Annotated in this window: 19 protein-coding genes and 1 pseudogene; 12 read left to right on the top strand and 8 right to left on the bottom strand. The window is 32.5% G+C overall.

Translation table 11 applies throughout. The features are described from left to right. Window positions 1–343, bottom strand: a 343-nt coding sequence (locus tag CVD18_RS16145; protein ID WP_103864054.1) for a transposase, incomplete at its 3' end; no start/stop codon positions are given. A gap of 31 nt (window positions 344–374) precedes the next feature. Here CVD18_RS16145 and CVD18_RS16140 point away from each other — a divergent pair. Continuing rightward, a complete protein-coding gene (locus tag CVD18_RS16140; protein ID WP_103866465.1) occupies window positions 375–593 on the top strand; it encodes a hypothetical protein in 219 nt (72 codons plus the stop codon). Between the two features lie 60 nt (window positions 594–653). On the opposite strand, the gene CVD18_RS16135 is transcribed toward CVD18_RS16140, so the two are convergent. Further along, complete coding sequence (locus tag CVD18_RS16135; RefSeq protein ID WP_103866464.1) at window positions 654–1,853, bottom strand: serine hydrolase; 1,200 nt, start codon at window positions 1,851–1,853, stop codon at window positions 654–656. Between the two features lie 69 nt (window positions 1,854–1,922). Beyond that, window positions 1,923–4,640 carry a DUF5916 domain-containing protein gene (locus tag CVD18_RS16130; protein WP_103866463.1) on the bottom strand — a complete coding sequence of 906 codons (2,718 nt, stop codon included), beginning with the start codon at window positions 4,638–4,640 and terminating at the stop codon, window positions 1,923–1,925. A gap of 283 nt (window positions 4,641–4,923) precedes the next feature. Between CVD18_RS16130 and rplM the strand changes: the two genes are divergently transcribed. The 10 genes and pseudogenes from rplM (at window position 4,924) to asnS (ending at window position 17,447) form a co-directional block, all read left to right on the top strand. Then, the gene (gene rplM / locus CVD18_RS16125; protein ID WP_103866462.1) at window positions 4,924–5,379 is read left to right on the top strand and encodes a 50S ribosomal protein L13; all 456 of its coding nucleotides are present in this window, start codon (window positions 4,924–4,926) and stop codon (window positions 5,377–5,379) included. Then, window positions 5,379–5,765, top strand: a complete 387-nt coding sequence (gene rpsI, locus CVD18_RS16120) for a 30S ribosomal protein S9 (RefSeq protein WP_103866461.1) — start codon at window positions 5,379–5,381, stop codon at window positions 5,763–5,765. The genes rplM and rpsI overlap by 1 nt, the downstream gene beginning before the upstream one ends. 130 nt (window positions 5,766–5,895) lie before the next feature. Continuing rightward, on the top strand, window positions 5,896–6,708 hold the full coding sequence (rpsB, locus tag CVD18_RS16115; RefSeq protein WP_103866460.1) for a 30S ribosomal protein S2: 813 nt from the start codon (window positions 5,896–5,898) through the stop codon (window positions 6,706–6,708). A gap of 168 nt (window positions 6,709–6,876) precedes the next feature. Then, entirely contained in the window at window positions 6,877–7,842 is a 966-nt protein-coding gene (tsf, locus tag CVD18_RS16110; RefSeq protein ID WP_103866459.1) for a translation elongation factor Ts, read from the top strand. Between the two features lie 456 nt (window positions 7,843–8,298). After that, window positions 8,299–9,006: a UMP kinase gene (gene pyrH, locus CVD18_RS16105; RefSeq protein ID WP_103866458.1), complete on the top strand. Its 708-nt coding sequence runs from the start codon at window positions 8,299–8,301 to the stop codon at window positions 9,004–9,006. Window positions 9,007–9,053: 47 nt separating this feature from the next. Further along, window positions 9,054–9,617 carry a ribosome recycling factor gene (gene frr, locus CVD18_RS16100; protein ID WP_103866466.1) on the top strand — a complete coding sequence of 188 codons (564 nt, stop codon included), beginning with the start codon at window positions 9,054–9,056 and terminating at the stop codon, window positions 9,615–9,617. A gap of 88 nt (window positions 9,618–9,705) precedes the next feature. After that, window positions 9,706–12,147, top strand: a complete 2,442-nt coding sequence (locus CVD18_RS16095) for a DUF5686 family protein (protein WP_103866457.1) — start codon at window positions 9,706–9,708, stop codon at window positions 12,145–12,147. 84 nt (window positions 12,148–12,231) lie between these two features. After that, window positions 12,232–14,669, top strand: a pseudogene (locus CVD18_RS16090) (RND family transporter). Between the two features lie 511 nt (window positions 14,670–15,180). Next, window positions 15,181–15,303, top strand: coding sequence for a hypothetical protein (locus CVD18_RS23395; protein WP_255409456.1), 123 nt, complete (start codon window positions 15,181–15,183; stop codon window positions 15,301–15,303). Window positions 15,304–16,004: 701 nt separating this feature from the next. Next, window positions 16,005–17,447, top strand: coding sequence for an asparagine--tRNA ligase (asnS, locus tag CVD18_RS16080; RefSeq protein ID WP_103866455.1), 1,443 nt, complete (start codon window positions 16,005–16,007; stop codon window positions 17,445–17,447). 273 nt (window positions 17,448–17,720) lie between these two features. On the opposite strand, the gene CVD18_RS16075 is transcribed toward asnS, so the two are convergent. The 5 genes from CVD18_RS16075 to CVD18_RS16055 form a co-directional block, all read right to left on the bottom strand. After that, window positions 17,721–18,503 carry a matrixin family metalloprotease gene (locus tag CVD18_RS16075; RefSeq protein WP_103866454.1) on the bottom strand — a complete coding sequence of 261 codons (783 nt, stop codon included), beginning with the start codon at window positions 18,501–18,503 and terminating at the stop codon, window positions 17,721–17,723. A 725-nt stretch (window positions 18,504–19,228) separates the two neighbouring features. Continuing rightward, window positions 19,229–19,810, bottom strand: coding sequence for a hypothetical protein (locus CVD18_RS16070; RefSeq protein WP_103866453.1), 582 nt, complete (start codon window positions 19,808–19,810; stop codon window positions 19,229–19,231). A 9-nt stretch (window positions 19,811–19,819) separates the two neighbouring features. After that, window positions 19,820–20,275, bottom strand: coding sequence for an ankyrin repeat domain-containing protein (locus CVD18_RS16065; RefSeq protein WP_103866452.1), 456 nt, complete (start codon window positions 20,273–20,275; stop codon window positions 19,820–19,822). Between the two features lie 175 nt (window positions 20,276–20,450). After that, window positions 20,451–21,908 (bottom strand): catalase, encoded by a 1,458-nt coding sequence (locus CVD18_RS16060; RefSeq protein WP_103866451.1) that lies wholly within the window; start codon window positions 21,906–21,908, stop codon window positions 20,451–20,453. Window positions 21,909–22,064: 156 nt separating this feature from the next. Continuing rightward, window positions 22,065–22,535 carry a LytTR family DNA-binding domain-containing protein gene (locus CVD18_RS16055; RefSeq protein WP_103866450.1) on the bottom strand — a complete coding sequence of 157 codons (471 nt, stop codon included), beginning with the start codon at window positions 22,533–22,535 and terminating at the stop codon, window positions 22,065–22,067. Between the two features lie 72 nt (window positions 22,536–22,607). On the opposite strand from CVD18_RS16055, the gene CVD18_RS16050 reads away from it, so the two are divergent. Further along, window positions 22,608–22,778, top strand: a 171-nt coding sequence (locus CVD18_RS16050; protein WP_146052740.1) for a transposase, incomplete at its 3' end; no start/stop codon positions are given.

Genomic DNA, 22,778 nt, shown 5'->3' with positions numbered 1-22,778 from the left:
CCGCTTGTACGTAACTATGGAAACCTTGCTCTGGATTATTAAGTCGTTTTGATAATCCATCGTGTACAGCTGGAGTAATGATTCGCTTGCGCTGCTGTTTTTCTTTTGAATTCAAAAGCATGGCGAATAAACCTCCTTCTTTATATAACTTGAGCCAAAGTTCCATACTACGAACGTGATATCCTAAATGTTCTGCCAAGGCTGATTGTGTAGAAAAGCTTGATTCTCTAATATGTAACAAAGATTGTAGTCGTAATACATTTTTAGGATTAGTCTCTTTTCTGATTAAATTCCGTAAATGACTTGAGGATTCTTTTACTTCTAATAATATATGCTTACCCATTCTTTAAATATACGAAAAATTTATCCGTAAATTGTATAAGTATTTTAATATCTCTAACAATTTTCCTGATACGAATACCAATATAACTAATGTTAGTATCACAGATTACAATTTTGATGAAACTACTAACAATCTTACTTTTTCATTTTCTTTTGACGTAGCTGGAGTTGCAAACGACACAGGAAATGATCTTACTATTACTGGAAAGGTAGACACCATTGTTTTTGAAGGGATTAACAACATCCGATAATCACCTTAACAAAAATTCATTTATACACTAAAAACCCTGTTGATAGCTATCAACAGGGTTTTAGCTTTTACTCTTTAAAGTATCAAGATAAAAGTCATAGTAATTTAAAAAAGTAGGGATCACAGGCCCGTTAAATGGGTTTGGCGCATTAAATAACACACAGATACCAATACCATTCTCTGGATCGATTAATAATTGTGTCTTATACTGATTTACATTCCCTCCATGGTATACTACCCTACGCCCTCTATAATCCAAAATACGCCATCCCATAGCATAATAAGAATCGGTAACCCCATCCCACAAATTAACATAGGTACTTTTGGTACTTGTACAGATAACAGGGTTAAAAATAGTGGCAAGGCTCTTTTCTGAAATAATATCAGCGCGATGTCCTAGCAATACTTTGAGATATTCTCCCATATCAGAAATAGATGCATTGATTCCTCCAGCTGCAGCTACATTATAGTAATTCTTATGAAGCTTACTAAGCTTATATTTTTTTGAATAATGATGATACGAATGTGGCAATGCTACATTATCATTAGCACTTATTGCTCCATAAGTACTAGAAGCATTCTGCATTCCTGCAGGATCAAATATTCTTTCTTTAAGAAGTGTATTGAATGGTATTGTTGTTTGATTCTCCATTACTTTTTCAACAATAGAAAACACTGCATTCTGATACCCATAATCAACTCCTTCTCTAGCAACAACTCCTTTTCCTTTAAAACTGCCTATAATTCGATCTACCGATAATCCTTTTTGAATAAGTTTTGTAAATGTATATTTATACAAACCAGAAGTATGCGATAATAAATGACTTACACGAATACGCTCTGCCTGCTCTTTATCTTTCAAACTAAATGAATGTACAGACTCTTTAACCTTCTGATCCCAATTTAGCTCTCCCCTATCCACCAAATTTCCTGACAAAACAGCAGTAACTCCTTTTGATAAACTTGCTATCCTAAAAACTGTATTTACATCAACAGAATCCTGCGTATGAATTTCTTTAACCCCAAAACCTTTTTTATAAACTACGGTAGAATCTTTAACAATTACGATAGCCGCTCCAGGGCATTCAGAAACATTAAAATTTGTTGCAAAAAACTTTTCATAATGATCTAAAAAGAAAGATAATGAATCTACTCTAGCCTCATCAGATTGCTCAGCAATCAACACCACCTTTTCTTTTGGTTTTGAGGTAGTGCATGACACCACAAAAACTACACTAAATACTATATAAAAAAACTTCATATTACGACATCTTATTACAGTCGCAAAATACGTTTAAAATCAGTTATTAGATATAAACTTTTTAAGAAATTACAATACAAATCGATAAGTTGCCTTGATCAAAAACGTATTCTCAGGCTGCTTGTCCAGAATTTGATTATTTAACCCTCTAAATAAGTTATTAGAAGAATCTCCATCCCCAGTAATTCCTTGCGACCACACCAAGAATATTTCAGACCCAGGAATGTATTCCCAACGCACAACTAGATTAGAACGAAACTGGACGAAAGAAAAATCTGGATTATCAAACATGTAATCAACCACTCCATTTTTATCTTCATCTACAGAGTATGTGTCATCTGCAAAAGAAATCTGATTTTGGTCAAATAAGGTTATCCTATCATTAAGATCATCTGCAGTTGGATTATTAACGTAATTAAAATCCTTATACCTTCCTCTAGATATAAAGGGCTGTCCATAATATTGAATTGTTAAATTAGGATTAATACTATAGTTCAAACGTAAACTAGCACTTAGTGTTTGCTGATCAATATTAGCTGTTATATATCTAGGCACCCCATTAAAATCCTCTTTAGTAACATATTGTGTTTTATTAGGATTCTGCTCAAACTCAGGATTCAGAGACACACTTAATGAATTAAATGGCTGATAATTAAGTCGCAAGACATATCGCTTAAAGGAAAAATTATTCTGTCGTGTCCAGGAATTCACATGCCCCATAACAAAATTGAACTTCTTTCTTCGATCAGACCCAAAAAACAATACTCCTATATTCTCTTGAGAGAATCTCCAGCGAGGTCCTCCTCGTAAAATAGTATTTGTAAAGATTCGAGGTTTATGTATAAAATTAACTTCTGTCCACCAATTATTTTTATAATTAATCTCCCCTCCCAAAGAGTATTCAATACGATTATAATTTCCTTCAAAATCAAATGCTGTAAACTGATTTGCTCTAATATTTGCTTCTCTATAGAATTTTGTCGGTTTCAAAAACAAATATCTAATATTTGCAAATTGCCTAATATCATCAGCTTGTCGCAAAAAACCAATATCATTCAATTCTAATTCAGGAGAACGCCAAAAAACTCCCGCTTCATATCTCCAGTTTCCTCCACCTGATTTCCCACCAACAAGCTTACCTCCAGTTCCCGTAAGTGACGTACGATCAGAATCTAATTCAACATGACTTGCATCTACTCGCTGAAAAAGATGTGTTAACGACTCTTGTGTATCTTTGATCGCTTCTTTAGAACCTTTTACATGACTGGTTACCAAATTACCTTCTATAAAATATTTTCTTTTTTTCCAATTATGCCTAAAATCTATACCCCCTGTATAAGCAGATTTCCTTAATAAATTAAGGTTATTCTCTCTAAGACCTGTTAACTCTGAGGTTTCATCAGTCTGAGAATCTTCATAATCTATATTTAGTATATCGCCCAAATCTCTATTGGTAGCAGTAAATATACCCCCGATAAAAGAATTACGATTATTAAAATCCTTTTGCACCCTACCCACAATATAGTTGGTCAATGGTTCTACAACAGCCTCTCTTTTATTACCAGCATCATCTTCTATCTTAGAGACTTCTCTAGCTGTAACACTCTCTAGCAAGCCTATTGACCATCCATCTTTTGTTTTCCCACTAAACTTTACCGCTCCAAGAATAGTTGTATTAACAGGAGAATCAATATATTCATCATTTACAGGATCAGAGCTACTAATCGGATTCTCCCCTACTGTTCCCTGAGGTCCTCTACCAATTCTGCGTGAATAAAAAAGATTATCAACCCCATTAGCAAAACGATAATCAAAAATATTTTTATTCTCTACAAAAAATGGACGTTGTTCTCTAAAAAACACTTGAAACCCATCTAGTGCAATTGCTGCAGGATCAGCCTCTACTTGCCCAAAATCAGGATTCACAGTCAAATCCAATGTAAGGTCATTGGTAATTCCTATTTTTGCATCTAGCCCCCCATTCAACTTAAAATCAGTCCCATCTCTAAAAGGGTTATTTTCTTCTTCTGGATATGTATCCAGTTGCGTTACAGCAAATGGTTGAATCTCTAATTGTTTTTGAGATTCTATATCAATCAATCCGTGTAATTCTCCAAATTCACTAATAAACCCAGGGGCATCTCTAGGAACACGTTGCCAAACAGATCGTTCATCTTTGCGAAAAATCATCCTACTTACCTGTAATCCCCATATCTGCTCTTTGCTTTTACCAAATTTTACTTGACTCAATGGTATTTTTATTTCTGCAGTCCAGCCTTCACTATCAATTTTACTGGCTGCATACCAAATAGGATTCCAGCTCTCATCCCAGTTATCGCCATTTTGAGTCACAAACTCATCCCCTTTGACTCCTGCGGCAGTAATCGTAAAAGAAAAGGCTGTTCTTTTATCATGATATGTATCTAAAATAAGAGTAATACGATCTCCTGCAAAACCATCTCGTCTAGATAGTCTTTTCTCTATTTTTTCAGGAGCTGTATCATAACAGCGATACGCTACATACAAGTTTTTTTGGTCATATAATATCTTAAATTTGGTTTGTTGACTTGGCGGAGTATTCTCATCTGGTTGGCTTTCAATAAAGTTTTCTGCCCATGGAACCACATCCCACTCAGATTCTGTGATTAATCCATCTACAATTGGTTTTTTTTCACCTAGAAGTGGCTCTGTTTTATAAATTCTTTTTTTGACTACACTAATAGAGTCCTGTGCAATGACAGTAATCTGAAATAAAAAAAATACCAAAATACAGGTATAGCTTTTCATAATTATTAAGAGGTTTGAATGATTGGAATCTTTAAATATGATAGAATTTATTTTACTTCGTTACACTTTCTCTTTTTTTTAGTAAAAAATTAACATGACTATAAAGATATCTCTCGTATAAAAACAAACAATAGTACGCTATTTTTATAATCTATCTAAAAATCAATATATCATGAGTGAAAAATAATATCAACTAGCTGTTTGCTATATAAATATATAATTGTACATTTGCACCCCTATTTTATATAGGAAAAGGAATGTTTAATTAGTAAAAAAAATTAGTGTGGACACATTAAGTTACAAAACAGTATCTGCCAATAAAGCTACCGTTACAAAAGAATGGTTGCACGTAGATGCTGAAGGACAGACTTTAGGCCGTCTTTCTTCTGTAGTTGCAATACTACTAAGAGGTAAGCACAAACCAAGCTTTACCCCACACGTTGATTGCGGTGATAATGTTATCATTACCAATGCCGAAAAAATCAACTTAACAGGAAAGAAGTGGACAGATAAATCGTATATCCGTCACACAGGCTACCCAGGAGGGCAAAGAAGTCTTACTGCTCAGGAATTGTATGACAAAAACCCAGAGCGTTTAATCGAAAAAGCGGTAAAAGGAATGTTACCTAAAAACAAATTAGGAGCAGTTTTATTCCGTAATTTAAAGGTACATGCAGGAGCAGAACACAATCAAGAAGCTCAGCAACCTAAAACTGTTAACTTAAAAGAATTTAAGTAATGGAAGTTATTCACAAAATTGGTCGTAGAAAAACGGCTGTAGCCAGAGTATATCTTAAGGATGGTTCTGGTAAAATTACGGTTAATAAAAAAGATCTTGCTGATTATTTTTCTACCGCTACCTTACAATACAAAGTAAATCAACCTCTTACTTTAACTAGTAATGAAGATAAATACGATGTAAATGTAAACGTATACGGAGGAGGAATCACAGGTCAGGCAGAAGCTGTTCGTTTAGCAATTTCTAGAGCTGTATGCGAGCTAGACGAAGAAAACAGAACAATCCTTAAACCAGAAGGTTTATTGACCAGAGACCCAAGAATGGTAGAACGTAAGAAATTCGGTCAGAAGAAAGCTCGTAAGAAATTCCAGTTCTCTAAACGTTAATTTATTAAAACAGTATTTGTTGTTACCTCATACATAAGAGGGTTAGTTTAGCATCTAAATGTACAAGGCTGTATTATACACATAGTCACTTATACATTGCTAATTCAACAGAACGTAAACTATTACAAAAATGGCAAACAATATCGAAGTAAAAGAATTACTTGATGCAGGTGTACACTTTGGCCACCTAACAAGAAGATGGGATCCAAACATGGCACCGTATATTTATATGGAGCGTAATGGGATTCACATCATCAATCTATACAAAACTGCTGCAAAAATCGACGAAGCTACTGAAGCTTTAAAGAAAATAGCAGCCTCTGGAAGAAAAATACTTTTTGTTGCTACCAAAAAACAGGCTAAAGAAATTGTAGCTGAAAAAGCAAGCAAAGCAAATCAACCTTATATCACAGAAAGATGGCCAGGTGGAATGCTTACTAACTTTGTTACTATCCGTAAAGCCGTTAAGAAAATGGCTGCAATTGATAGAATGAAGAAAGATGGTACTTTCAACACTTTATCCAAAAAAGAACGTCTACAAGTAGATCGTTTAAGAGCAAAATTAGAAAAGAACTTAGGTTCTATTTCTGATATGACTCGCTTACCAGGAGCCCTTTTTGTTGTAGATATTACTCGCGAACACATCGCAGTAAAAGAAGCTCAGAAATTAAACATTCCTATTTTTGCAATGGTAGATACCAACTCTGATCCACGTCAGGTACAGTATGTAATTCCTGCAAATGATGATGCTTCAAAATCTATCGACAAAGTAATGACTTATGTAAGTGATGCTGTTATAGAAGGATTAAGTGAAAGAAAAGCGGCAAAAGACACTCCAAAAAAAGAAGCTCCTGCGAAAGAAGTTCCAGCTAAAGAAGTTCCTGTAGCAGTAAAAGCTGAAGCTCCTGTAGTGACTGATACTACTAAACAAGAAGAAGAATAAACAAATAGATATCAATCTATTAAATTCGAAGTTACGCTTTTGTTAACACAACAAAACTTAACTTTATTATAAATTAATAAGTCGTTTAGTTCTTTACTTTTGCAGTATTGCTAAACGACTTTTTTTTACATAAACAATACATTTTACACATTAAATATTTTTAAAGATATGGCAAATATTACAGCGGCCGAGGTAAGTAAGTTACGTAAGGCTACAGGTGCCGGAATGATGGACTGCAAAAAAGCTCTTGTTGAAGCTGAAGGAGATTTTGACAAGGCTATAAAAATCCTTAGAGAAAAAGGACAAAAAATTGCTGACAAAAGAGCCGATAGAGAGTCTTCTGAAGGTGCCGTTATCGCAAAAGTTAATGACGCTAAAAACAAAGGTATAATCGTTTCTCTAAACTGTGAAACTGATTTCGTAGGAAAAAACGATTCTTTTGTTTCTCTAGCGAGAGAATTAGCTGATGTAGCTTTAAACACTTCTTCTAAAGAAGAGCTTTTAGCTGCAGATTTTAATGGTATGACTGTTCAAGAAAAACTTACTGAACAAACTGGTGTTATTGGTGAAAAAATCGAAATTGGTGATTTTAAAGTACTAGAAGCTCCTTTTGTTGGATCCTATATTCATGGCAATAAAATTGGTGCTCTTACAGGTCTATCTACAAAAATAGATAATGCAGAGACAATTGCAAAAGACATCTCTATGCAAGTAGCTTCTATGGGAGCAACTACATTGTCTTATAAAGATTTTGACCCTGAATATGTTACTTCTGAGACTCAAGCAAGAATCGCTGCTATCGAAAAAGAAAATGTTGAACTTGGCCGATTAGGAAAAACATTAAAAAATATTCCTCAATTTATTTCAAGGTCTCAATTGACTGACGAGGTAATTGCAAAAGCAGAAGAAAACCTTAAAGCTGAACTTAAGGCTGAAGGGAAACCAGAACAAATTTGGGATAGAATTCTTCCTGGAAAACTAGAAAGATTTATTTCTGACAATACAACTTTGGATCAAGAGCAATGTCTTCTTGACCAAAATTTTATCAAAGACGAAAAGAAAAGTGTTTCAGATTATGTAAAAACACTTGGTGATGTATCTGTAGTTTCTTTTGAAAGAGTTTCTTTAGGATAATCAATAATCCAAAAAAAGTATTTCAGTTTTTCTGAAAAAAAAACAAAAACCGCTTCTTTATAAAGAAGCGGTTTTTTTCATCTTCATTTTGAAAATACCCTCTATTAAATAAACACTTACAAGCTTTTGAATCTCTCCAAGAGCTTACCCCCAAAACAAAAGACTAATTCCCCAATTAGTCAGTCATGAATTAATACGATAAAATATCAATACATTTAAAGTGTTTACATTATTTCAAAGATATTTTCTCACCCCACATTTACTGTTTTTCCTTTGTTACAAACCTATAACATAATCCCTCACCAATCAATACCTATTACAGGGGAAAACCACCCTTTTTCTTTAAATCATAAAAATCTTACTCCAGAACCACTATTATAAAAACGTACCTTTATAATCCAAACTATTTTCTAAATTAAGAATATCATTATATTTGCATCACAGTTAAATCTCACAATGAAATACAAAAGAATATTACTAAAATTATCGGGCGAAGCCCTAATGGGGGAACGCCAATACGGAATTGACCCTAATAGACTAGCAGAATATGCTAATGAAATTAAACAAATCACCGAAAAAGGAGTGCAAGTTGCTGTAGTTATTGGAGGGGGTAATATTTTTAGAGGTGTTGCAGGAGCTAGCAAAGGAATGGATAGAGTTCAAGCTGACCATATGGGCATGCTCGCAACTGTCATCAACGGATTAGCCCTACAAAGCGCCCTAGAAGACACTGAAGTACCAACCAGACTACAATCTGCCATAAAAATAAATGAGGTCGCAGAACCATTTATACGTCGCAAAGCCATGCGCCATCTTGAAAAAGGAAGAGTTGTAATTTTTGGTGGAGGAACTGGAAACCCATATTTCACTACAGATTCTGCTGCCGTTTTAAGAGCAATTGAAATCAATGCTGATGTAATTTTAAAAGGAACCAGAGTAGATGGAATTTATACTTCTGATCCCGAAAAAAATGCTGATGCTACAAAATTTGATTTTATATCGTTTGATGATGTCTTACGAAAAGGATTGAAAGTAATGGATACAACTGCATTTACATTAAGTCAAGAAAATAAATTACCCATAATAGTTTTTGACATGAACAAAGAAGGAAATTTATTAAAAGTAGTTGCAGGAGAAGCTATTGGCACACAAGTAAACCTTTAGTGATATTGGCTTATTTTTTGGTTAATCAAAAGAAAAGAATAAAAAAAATGAATGAAGAAATAGATTTTATTATCGATTCTACTAAAGAAGCAATGCAAGCAGCTATTGCACATTTAGAAAAAAAACTACTTAACATTAGAGCTGGCAAGGCATCTCCTGCTATGCTCGGAGGCGTAATGGTTGAATACTATGGCTCTTCTACCCCTCTGAATCAAGTAGGTAACATTAGCACTCCAGATGCTAGAACAATTACCATTCAACCATTTGAAAAATCATTAATTACTGAAATTGAAAAAGGCATATTAGTTGCTAATTTAGGTTTTAATCCTATGAACAATGGAGAAAGCGTAATTATCAGTGTCCCTCCTCTTACAGAAGAACGCCGTAGAGATTTAGTAAAACAAGCTAAATCTGAAGCTGAAGACTCAAAAGTTGGGGTGCGTAATGATAGAAAAAACGCGAACAATGAAATAAAAAAACTGGAAAAAGACGGATTGTCTGAAGATTTAGGAAAAAATACCGAAGTAGACATTCAAAATCTGACAGATGCATATATCAAAAAGATTGATGAAATGCTTAGTGCCAAAGAAAAAGAAATCATGACAGTTTAATCTTTTTCATACTAACATGAATTATGAAGCGTTTTCTTTTTAGAAACGCTTTTTTTGTATCTTCGTTTTTTTGAACCTATTTGGTATAATGCAGAACAAATTTTTTTGTTTATTATTTCTTACTCCCTTTATTTTAATTTCTCAAATTAATATTAATGGTATTGTAGTTGATAAAAACTCTGGTCAAGCACTCCCCTTTGCTACAATAAAAACCGACAACTCCTCATATGCACTAAGCTCTGTCAAAGGTGAATTCTCTATACGATGCAACATACACCCTACTCAACTTACTGTAAGTTATCTTGGGTATCAAAGTAAAACTATACTTATCACGACAAAGAATTCTGAAAGAATTGAAATCAGACTTAATCCCAAAGAAGAGAACCTCGCTTTAGTGAAATTAAATTCTCTTGAGAGTACCGCTATTGAAATCGTTTCAAAAACAATACGTAGAAAAAATAAAAACAATCCAAAAAAACTACAATCAGGGTATAGCTATAAAACCTATAATAAATTAAAAATAACTGAGGACAATCAAGCTTTATTAAGTATAATAGACACTAGCAAAGTTGATATTGAACACTTATTCAATAAAGCGCATTCTTTTTTATCAGAAAAAGTAAGTCTTCACCAATACAAAAAAAATAATAGTGAAAAAGAAACCGTTTTAGCCACTAGAATGACTGGTTTTCAAAAACCCGTATATAACATTCTAGGCATCAAAATACAATCCAGCTCTCTGTATGATGAAGACTACACAGTTTTTAACAATCAATACATAAGTCCTTTATCAAAAAGAGGTCATCGAAATTATTATTATAAAATTCTGGATACTACAAAAACCATAAAACCTGCCTACGTCATTCTTTTTCAACCTAGAAAATCTAAAAACTTTGCTAGTCTAGAAGGTGTGCTACATATCGACATGGAAACATTGGCCATTCAAAAAGCAATCATAGAATTACGAGGAGAACTCAATGTTACTGCTACTCACAATTTTAAGTATTTTGATGAAATCAAAAACTGGTTCCCTACACAACAAGAAATTACTATCAGACCTGGTAACGGGAGACAAAAAGTAAGTTTATTTGGTGGACAAATTTCTGTAGGAAGAATAGGAAATAATAAAAAACATTTTTCTGGGGCTAATGACTTTTTAATTTCTACTACAGATATTTTTGACATCCAGCTAGACACCAACCAAAATGTAAAACAGAATCAACCTAGCATTAAAATCGACCCAAAGGCCAGTAATCGTTCTGAAGGTTTCTGGAATCAATACAGAACTAGCGCAATCACCGAAAAGGATTTAAACTCATTTCAGGTAGTAGACAGTATTGTAAAAGTACAAAACATAGAACGAAAAATTAATGTTATACAAAGTTTTAATATTGGATATTACCCGATAAGCTTCTTTAATTTCGACCTCACTTACCCTATAAAATACAACAATTATGAAGGGCTTCGTGTAGGATTAGGAGGACTTACTAATTCCAAATTTTCAAAACGATTTCGACTAGAAGGGTACTATGTTTATGGTTTTAAAGATTCAAAATCCAAATATGGTGCTGGTGGAGGTTTTTTACTAAACAAGAATACAAGCTCTTGGTTAAATGTAAATTACACTGATGATATCAAAGAAGTAGGTAGCTTTCTATATTTAACAGATAGAAGAGTATATTCTCTATTTGAGCCACGCTTAGTAAATATAGATTTCTATTATAAACATAGAACATGGAGTACCATCTTACAACAACAACTATTACCTCGATTAATTTCTGAAACACAATTCTCGGTAAGTGATATCAATCAAACAGGAAGATATGAATTCACAAAAGATAACAAACAATATTCTTCATATAAATTGACAGAAGCTACAATCGCATTGCGATGGAGCCCATTCAGTAAATTCTTAAAAACTCCAAATCACTATAAAGAAATTCACGACGGATACCCCAAAATCACAGCTCAATATACACAAGGGCTTAAAGGAGTATTTGACAGTGATTTTTCTTATTACAAAATAGGATTAAAAGCAGAATATGTAATCAACAGAATCAACGAATCAAAAACAAGTTTCTTATTTGAAGCTGATATAGCTGATGGCGACATCCCACTTACTCATTTGTATCATGCATACCCCAATGCTCCTACAAAAGAAACTATTTTACAACGGTTTTCTGTGGCAGGAAGAAGAACCTTTGAAACAATGTATTTTGGTGAGTTTTTTAGTAGTAAACTGGCTACATTACAGATAAAACACAGGATAAAACCTGTAAAAATAACTAGTTGGTTCAAACCAGAACTTGTCTTTATTACTAGGTATGCAATAGGAGACATTCATTACCCCACAAACCATCAAGGTGTAAATTTCTCATCTCTGCAACATGGTTATCAAGAATCAGGTTTCGAAATTAACAAGCTTTTTGCTGGCTTCGGACTAAGCTTTGCATACAGATATGGTGCTTACCACCTACCTCAATTTGAAGATAACATCTCTGGTAAGTTTACTTTTTATTTAAAACTATAGTCTTTGTATAATAAATCATTTTCTTTTCTGAAATTTATAAATAATCCTCTTCCAATCCTTACATTTGCACTAGGAAAATAAAGAATGGCAAAATTATTCAGTTTCGGGTTTTGGAATGCACTAGCTGGGATTATTCTACGTAATAGAGCAATCATATTTCTAGCAATTATAGGGATTACAGTTTTTTTAGGTTTTCAGTGGAAAAACATGAGGTTTTCTCACTCTGAAGCCAATATGTTACCCGATGATCACGAAGTAAATCTACTCTATCAAGAGTTTCTTAAAAAATTTGGCGAAGAGGGGAACTTAATTGTTATGGCTGTAAAAGATAGCACGCTTTTTACTCCTAAAAAATTAAAAGCCTGGAATGATTTTAATAATTCATTCAAAAAATATGAAGAGATTGATCTTGTAGTTTCTCTTGCAGACCTTAAAACTCTAAAAAAGGAAGATAACCCTTCGAGATTTGAACTCGTTCCTTTTATCAATGATTCTTCTTTCGATCAAAAACAGGTTACTGAATACAACAGGTTACTGAATACAAAGAAATACTATTCAACAAGCTACCTTTTTACGAAGGACTTGTATATAGTAGAAAATCTCAAACCATTCAGAGCGCCATTTATCTCAAAAAGGATATTGTAAACACCAAACAGAGAAAAAAGTTTATTGAAAACGTCGTACAACCTGCTGTAATTGCTTTTGAAAAAGCGTATGATCTGGATGTGAAAGTATCGGGTATGCCTTATATCAGAACTTTGAATTCTCAAAACATTATGGATGAGATCGAAGTTTTTATCCTTGCAGCTTTATTGGTTACCTCTTTGATTTTCTTTTTCTTTTTCAGATCATTGAGAGCAACTTTTATATCTATGACTGCTGTGATTATTGGTGTAATGTGGGCATTTGGTATCCTAGGTCTTTTAGAATATGAGATAACTGTACTTACTGCAATCATACCTCCTCTTGTTATTGTTATTGGTATACCCAATTGTATTTTCTTGATCAACAAGTACCAACAGGAGATAAAAAAACATGGTAATAAGGCAAAATCACTTCAACGTGTAATTACCAAGGTAGGTAATGCTACATTAATGACCAATGTAACTACCGCATCTGGTTTTGCTACTTTTGCATTGACAGAGAGTAAATTACTTAAAGAATTTGGTATTGTTGCCTCTTTAAATATCATTGCTTTATTTATCCTTTGTTTACTAGTAATTACTATTATATATAGCTACATGCCCCAACCCAAAGAAAGGCATTTAAAACATCTAGGAAAAGGTTGGATTGAGCGACTAATGGACTGGATGGAGAATATGGTAAAAACCAGACGGGTAACGATCTATTTTTCTTCTGTGATCATTTTGATCGTAAGCATCATAGGTATATATACCATAAAAGTTTCTGGAAGCTTACTAGAAGACATGCCTAAAAGTGCAGGGTTCTATAAGGATATTGAATTTTTTGAAGAAGAATTTGATGGTGTTATGCCATTAGAGATACTGATCGATACTAAAAGAAAACAGGGAGTTCTGAAATTGTCAACGTTAAAACGTATGGAGAAGCTTCAGGAATTACTTGAGGAAATGCCTGAGTTATCTAAACCGATCTCTATTGTCAACTTGGTTAAATACTCTAAACAAGCCTTTTACAATGGTAATCCAAAATATTACCAAATACCAACAAGTCAAGAACGAAATTTTATTTTGCCTTATGCAAAAAGTTTTGAATCCAAGGCTGGGGTAATGAAAAGTTATGTTGATTCTACTGGGCAATATGCCAGAATCACAACTTTTATGAAAGATGTAGGGACAGAAGAAATGGAACGTATTGAGGCGACTCTTGAGCCACAATTACAAAAAATATTTCCAAAAGACAGATATGATGTTTCTTTTACTGGTAAAGCATTAATTTTTCAAAAAGGAACTAAATATCTGGTATGGAATTTATCTCTTTCTTTAGGACTAGCTGTTGTTCTTATTGCCCTTTTTATGGCTTGGATGTTTCGGTCCTGGAAAATGATTGTTATATCACTCATTCCTAATTTATTACCCTTACTTATGACTGCAGGTCTAATGGGATATTTAGGTGTCCCTATAAAACCCTCTACTATATTAGTATTTAGTATTGCCTTTGGTATTTCTGTAGATGATACTATACATTTTTTAGCAAAATATAGACAAGAATTAAAATCAAATCATTGGAGAATAAGGAAATCTGTTCTTGCATCTCTAAGAGAAACTGGAGTAAGTATGTTTTATACCTCAACCGTATTGTTCTTTGGTTTTTCTGTATTTATGATATCTAGTTTTGGAGGAACTAAGGCATTAGGGGGTCTAGTATCTACTACTTTATTATTTGCTATGCTTGCCAATCTTTTATTGCTTCCTTCTTTGCTACTTTCGTTAGAACGAAGTATTGCAAACAAAAAAACATTAAAAGAACCTACCTTAAAAATCATTCCTAACGACGAAGAATTAGAAGAAAACAAAAAGAAAGGGAATATTGCAAATGAGTGATCTTATAATCACTTTTATATATTGATAATATTCTTATTATTATATTGTGTACATGTTATCTATATAAAAGGATTGTATCCACTTACTTCCTTTTAATAATCACGTTTTTTTAGCCAAAAGGCATCGGGTTTAATATATACAATAAGAATGGAAAAGGATTTAATTAAACTACACTCATCATGAGCCAAACTAGGAATTAATTTTTCAATAATTGTAAGTATCAGTTTGCTTTATATAGCATTTAGAATTGGCTTACAAGTTTTTAAAACTATTGATAATTCTCATATTCTTTTAATTTCATTACTTATTATCAGTTGTATTTGGTATTATTTTCATGCGTTTCTAGGATATCTGGATTTAAGTAATAATCAAGTAATTTTTAAAAAACCTTTTCGAAAAAAAGAATGGGATTGTAAAACTTGAAAACATCTCTATCGTTGATCTCGTAAAGTTTCCAATCATAAGTCGCGCAAAGCATATAAAAGTAACTTTCAAAAATGAAAATGGAAAAATGTCTGATTATTACTTATGGAAGAGCAGTAAATTTATAGGACTTGGAGGAGATGAGGATAAAATATTATTTGATACAGTACTGCAAAGAAAAGAAGAACTACTCAACTCTGAAAGCTTGTAAGAAACAAAAACACTTAAAGACAACTCTATTTCAAGTAATCTACCTATTTGCCATTGAGATACCATTTTTGACTACTCTACGCACAAATAAATTTATTTGTTTTTAACACAAAAAAAAGTCCCACTATAAATTAGCAGGACTTCTGTAAGATAGATTACCCCAAAATCTATCGAACTAAACTTAACGTAAACACAATCGTCATAATTGCATATATGCAAGATACTGTCCCTTTCTATATTTTAAAATACCTAGTGGGGGGGAAAAATCCCCTTTTTTCTGAGATATCGTGAAATTTAACATTATTTAAGTAAATAAAATTATCAACAAATTCATAACGCACTGATAAACAATATTTTACATGATCACCCAAACACTTATTATTTCTCTTATTTTTTAAAAAAAACATAAATAACGTAAGATTTTAAGGCAAAAATGTACTCGAATACGGTTTTTACGTAGAATTGATGTTTAAAAAGACGTCAGATTTACAAAACTTCTCTTCTTTAATTTACTGCATTTAAAATTAGTTCTAATACTATTTTACAGCATATTATTTTGAGTTTTTAAGATTATGCTTTCAATCAGATTAAAAAAATTATCTTTGCTACCTTAAAATTTGTACATTCTTTATTTTGTACTTCTTTTATACATTGAAGAGCGCAAAATATGGTCATAAATAATATTAGAAAATAGAATATATAATGAAACATACTAAAGTAATAGAGGTACTACAAAGTGATAAACTATTACAGCCTGTCATCGTAAAAGGTTGGGTTCGTTCTTTTAGAAATGATCGTTTTATTGCGATTAATGATGGATCAACTATTAATAATATCCAGTGTGTTTTAGAAGATAATACAATAGATACTTCAATCCAGAAAAGGATAACCATTGGTGCTGCAATTGCAATAACAGGTATTCTTGTAGAAAGTCAAGGAAAAGGACAACGTGTAGAGATCCAGGTATCTGATGTTCAAATCGAAGGAGATGCAGATCCCGAGGAGTTAAAGCTTACGATATTATCTCCCAAAAGACATACTCTAGAGAAACTAAGAGAACAAGCACACCTTAGGGTACGCACCAATACTTTTGGAGCTATTATGCGAGTGCGTTCAAAATTATCTTTTGCAATCCATGAATATTTTCAGAAAAACGATTTTTACCATGTGCATACTCCAATAATTACAAAGAGTGATGCAGAGGGTGCTGGAGAAGCTTTTAAGGTTACCAATCTTGACCTTACTAATATCCCAAAAGATAAAAATGGTGCGGTTGATTATAAAGAAGACTTTTTTGGAGAAGAAACAAATCTTACTGTTTCGGGTCAGCTAGAAGGAGAAACCTACGCAATGGGACTAGGACAAATATATACTTTTGGGCCAACGTTTAGAGCTGAAAACTCTAATACATCTCGCCATCTTTCAGAATTTTGGATGGTCGAGCCTGAAGTTGCTTTTTGTGATCTTGACGGTAATATGGATCTTGCTGAGGATTTTATAAAATATGTTATTCAATTTGTCTTAGAGAACTGTCAAGATGATCTTGAATTTTTAGAAAACCGTTTGATACAAGAGGATAAGCAAAAACCTCAGATAGAACGTACTGAAATGTCATTACGTGATAAACTAAAGTTTGTTCTTGAAAACAATTTTAAGCGTGTTAGTTACACTGAGGCAATCGAGATTCTTAAAAACTCTAAACCGAACAAGAAGAAAAAATTTAAATTCCCAATTAATGAATGGGGTGCAGATTTACAAAGCGAACATGAGAGATTTCTTGTTGAAAAACACTTTAAATGTCCTGTAATTTTATTTGATTATCCAGCAGATATCAAATCATTCTATATGAGGCTTAATGAGGATGGTAAAACGGTAAGAGCAATGGATATATTATTCCCAGGAATTGGTGAAATTGTTGGTGGTTCTCAGCGTGAAGAACGCTTGGATGTTTTAAAAGAAAAAATGGCTGCCCTTAATATCCCAGAAGAAGAACTATGGTGGTATCTAGACACTCGTCGTTTTGGAACATGTACTCATAGTGGTTTTGGGCTTGGTTTTGAACGCCTAGTGCTATTTGTAACTGGCATGAGTAATATTCGTGATGTAATTCCTTATCCTAGAACACCTCTTAATGCAGAATTCTAGTATTTCTAATAAAATAGAAAAACACAGTCCTGAAGCAATATTACTTCAAGACTGTGTTTTATTTACTATTTTGTACGTATCGTACTTATATTATTTAATCAAAAGTTAACTCCTTAATTAATTTAATCTGTGGGTTAATTTTATTGTGTATTATATATCAATATTTTTTTTAATTCTAAATATTGATGTGATTTACCTAACTATTCTTTTAAGTATTTTTCTTGCAATAGTTGTTATGTTTTTGAGGTTAATTTATTTCTATTACACTCGTTATTAATGAGTATGTGATATCTTACCATATAAGTTTATCTGATCAATTCTTTTCTTTATTTTTTCTTCTTGATGTGCATTAAAATGATGTCTAGAATCTCTTTCTTGAGAATTCATAATATTTTCTGTTTCATGAATATGAAATAATCCTAATGCATGACCTATTTCGTGTGGTGTTGTGGATGTAAACAAGTTTTCATCTGTCAATAATACTCTTTGGTCTCTCCCGATCCCAGCAATACCTCTTATATTAGATCGTTTTATAATGTAAATATTAATTTTATCTTGATCATACGACTTCTTGGACTGCATAAAGAAGGTTCTTGGTTCTGATCCTTCATTATCTCTAAGGTCATATAAATCTTCATTTACCATATTCATTGAGCCTTCTAGCTCCAATCCAATTCCAAATCTGTGAAAGTAGTATCCGTTCAAGTAATCCATAAATTCTTTTTCATTAAGATCATAAGAAGATTTACTTCCAGACTCTGAAGATTCAACATAAATGATTTTGACTTTTATAACTCTTTCTGGATTTTCTACAAAAATAGGTTCTACAGAGACTGCACTAAGTTCATCTCCTGTACTACAGGATAAAATCAACGGTAATGATAGTATAAACAATACTATTTTACAGGTTACAATAAATTTATCTACATAACTATTATCCTTTCTACTGGATAACCGATTGATAAAGTTTGCACTAATTGTTTTATTAACTATTTTTTTTATAAGATCTATACATTTTGATACGGTATAGGACGTAGGTTTAGTAGTTTTCGCCATCGCTCATATTATTTTGGGTCATACTTCTTGGGTATTGAAGTATTAGGTATTTTAAAAAAAGAGACTTCTTTACATTAATTTGGTCTTTTCTTTTAAACCATGTTAAACATTCTTCTTGGGGGCTGTAGAAGATTATGAACATTTTGACGTATTTACTTTCAATATTGAACTAAATAATAAACTAGTAATTAATTCTATGTAAAGGTAGGGGCAGATACTTAATACCCGAATACGGGAAACACGTAAAATATTTACGTAACACCTGAAACACAGCGTATTTCAACGACAAACAACCTTTTTTTTAAGAAATTTTAACATTTTAAGTGTAGAATATGAAGGTTTAATACTACAAATGTTAATGGGTTATAGGGGGTTTTCTCCCCTATTTTCATCTTTTAAAAATGATCAAATCACACAATTTTATGATTTTCTTCTTCAAATTCTAAAGTATATTTATGATTTATGAGAATTTCAACAAAAAAACTCACTCTTTTTACAAAAAAAAAGAATTCTGAATATTAATACGACCTGTTTTTAAACAAATTCGTAAAATAGCCAAACCATCAATTTAGAATCCAAACATCGTATCTAGATTCTATATCGAACATGAAGTATTACATTTAAAATAATCTTTGACTTAACAATAAATAAGAAGAAATATAAAAATATAGTTAGAGAATTAGGGATGAAGATTTGTAATAATGTAAACTCTCGCTATGCTATTTTTAATTAGAATGTTTTTTTAATAAAACTTCAGAAATCAATTTTTTAATAGCTATTTCACTTTTATTAGGCTTATGTCTTTTGTTTTTTACTCTCTTTATTTTTTCATAATGAGGAATTTTACCTGTTTTATCTAGCTCCTTAAAAACTTCCTCAAAAAAACCATTGAGAGCTGGAATTAAAAACCTGCTAGATCGGTGCTGTTTTTGAATATGAATAAATTTCTTTGTGTAAGCCAAGAAAATTTGAGGGTAATGAGAAAAGGTAATTAATGCTTCACAAAAACTTTGGTATACTTCTTCTCTAGTAAGATTATTTCTAAACTTTAACTTATCACGATTTATTTGAGTAAGTGTATATAACAAGATACTTTCTTTGATAAAAAAACTGTAATCATTTTCAGAAAAGTAATATACTTCCATTCCTATATTAGTATTAACTACTAATACTTCATTTCTTATATTTTCTCTCAAAAAGGTTTCAAAAACTAGTACCGTAGAAGAAGACATTAATAATCTTCTTTTGATATCAATAGACCTGATATTTACTGATTTAATATTTTCTATATCTTGATTCCTATCCACTAGATATTCTTAAAAAAGTTCTTGGATTTCTAATCCTTGATTTTTGGCATGCATTTGTGCGGTATATCCATGATTATCCTTAACAGATATATCTGCACCATTTTCTACTAGTAATTTAATGATTTTTTTCTGTCCAAAGGTTGCTGCAAAAATTAAAGCAGTCGCTCCATTATAATTCTTCTGATTTACATTGGCCCCAGATACAATCAACAACCTCACTATATCGTAATATCCTTTGAAACATACTCCCATAAGTGCTGTGTTTCCTGAACTATCTTGTGCATCTATATCTGGAGAGTGCTCCAGTATTGATTGTGTTATATCTTCAAGCCCATAATATGATGCTAATAATAGCGGGGTAGATCCTCTGGCATCTTTTGAGTTTACTATTTCGGGGTTCATATTCAAAATCGCCTCTACTTCATTCAATTCTTCTGATCGAATAGCATTAAAAATGTCTTCCATATATGTTTATTAAAAAAATGAATAGATACTACCATTAACCTTGAAACAGTACAAATAAATCTAATTTCTATACGCACGATTACAAAGTCAAAATGATACAAGCAGATTGGGGTTCTTTTTTTTGAATTTCAAAGATCCCCAATCAAGCTCTAACCAATAAAACTAAATTGTTAATTTAATATGTATTTTGTGCATTGATGTTTAACGCTTTACGAACACCTTTTCCATATGCTGGATCTGCTTTATCAAAATGAGCTAGTTGTTTTTCTATAATCTCCATAGAAACACCGTCCATTGCTGCTGCAATATTATTAAAAAGTCGCTCTTTTTGTTCGTCATTAAATAACCTAAAAAGATCACCTGGTTGCTTATACTCTCCGAAAGTATCATTTTCTTCATACCTAAGTACATCTCCACTAATTTTCATAGGTGGTTCTGCTACACTTGGGTCTTCTACAGGCCCTCCTTTTGTATTAGGCTCATAATACGCATCAGGATTGGCATTATTATTATCAAAAAATCGCATAGATCCATCCTTGTGATAGTGATTTACTTCTGCCAATGATGCATTTGCTGGCAAAGCTTCATAATGTGTACCTAGTCTATATCTATGCGCATCTGCATAAGAAAAAATTCTGGCTTGCAATACTTTATCAGGAGAGAAACCTATTCCTGGTACTATATTAGATGGTGAATATGCGGCATTTTCCACATACTGAAAATAGTTGTCTGGGTTTCTATTGAGTTCAAATTCTCCTACTTCAATTAATGGATAATCAGCATGAGGCCAAACCTTGGTAAGATCAAAAGGGTTATAAGGTGTTTTTTCTGCATCGGCCTCTGGCATTATTTGCACCATCATTTTCCACTTAGGAAAAACTCCTTTTTCTATAGCTCCATAAAGTTCTTCTTGAAATTTTTCTCTTGTCTGCCCTATTACAGTTGCTGTTTCTTCATTGGTATAGTGCTTATGCCCTTGTTGTGTTTTCATATGAAACTTCACCCAAAATCGCTCTCCATCTGCATTCCAAAATGAAAAAGTATGAGAACCATATCCATTCATATGCATGGGTGTTTGTGGAATCCCCCGATCACTCATCAATATAGTAACCTGATGTAAGCTTTCTGGAGTCTGAGACCAAAAATCCCACATAGCTTCGTTAGATCTTAAATTTGTTTTAGGGTGTCTCTTTTGAGTACGGATAAAGTCTGGAAATTTATATCCATCTCTAATAAAGAATATAGGGGTATTATTACCTACCAAATCCCAATTTCCTTCTTCCGTATAAAATTTTAAAGAAAAACCTCTTACATCTCTCTCTGTATCGGCGGCACCTAACTCTCCAGCCACTGTAGAAAACCTAGACAATAATGGAGTTTGTTTTCCTACCTCAGAGAATATTTTGGCTCTGGTATACTTGGTTATATCATTTGTTACTGTAAATGTTCCCTGAGCTCCCCAGCCTTTGGCATGAACTACACGCTCTGGAATACGTTCTCTGTTCTGGTGAGCTAGTTTCTCGATCAATTGATAATCTTGCATCAAGACAGGACCTCTTTGTCCCGCTGTAATAGATCTTTGGTTATTTGAGATTGGGGCTCCTGCAGAAGTTGTTAATTTTTTCTTTGTCATTATTATTTATTTTGCGTGGATACTCTTTTTTATAAAGATACAACCATATTCCACACAAAATCAACATCTTAAATTGATTGTCACAATAAGACGATAATCAAAATTTATTGATGAAAAAAAATCAATCACTATAATCTATTTATCATATACTTACGTTTATTCTATCCACTTCCTAAAATCTGAAGTATTTGATGAGCTTGTCATTACTTTATCATTGACTCCTTTCATTTTAATCAACAGTCTATTCTTGAAATGGTTTTCAATAGTTTCTATATACTTAATATGTATAATTTGACTTCTATTAATTCTAAAAAAGTTTTTTGGACTTAATTGTTCTGTTATTATTCCTATCTTTTGAGATATCGGGTATTTTTTTCCGTTAGCATCTACTCCAATACAAAAATCACCAGATGCCTCTATCATACTTATATCTAAGACACTCAACAGTTGTATCCCATTAGTTCTTTTGATCACAAATCGTTTTTTGTATTGCACTTGTTCTTCTTGTAGTGCTGATTTTAAAATATTGATCGTAGAATGATCCAACTTTTTATAAGAACCTTGGTTAAAAAGTGATTGATATTTTTGCAAAGTTTTTTCAAAATCGTTTTGAGAGTATGGTTTCAAAACATATGCGATAGTTTAGCCCCCAATAAGTTCGGAGTGTTCTTTTAAATTTCAAACTAATACATTTGAGATATGAAATACAAGAAATGGACTTTAGACCAGAAGTTAGAAATACTAGCTACTTCGGAAGAGATTGGTATCGTAGAAGCTTGTCGTAAGTATGGAGTTAGCACTGGCACTTTTTATAGTTGGAGAAAGAAGTTTGACCATCAGGGAGAGGCTGGTTTAAAAGTTACTTATGAC

Source organism: Aquimarina sp. I32.4, assembly GCF_002924285.1.
Classification (GTDB): domain Bacteria; phylum Bacteroidota; class Bacteroidia; order Flavobacteriales; family Flavobacteriaceae; genus Aquimarina.
This window is presented reverse-complemented; position numbering and strand designations above follow the sequence as displayed.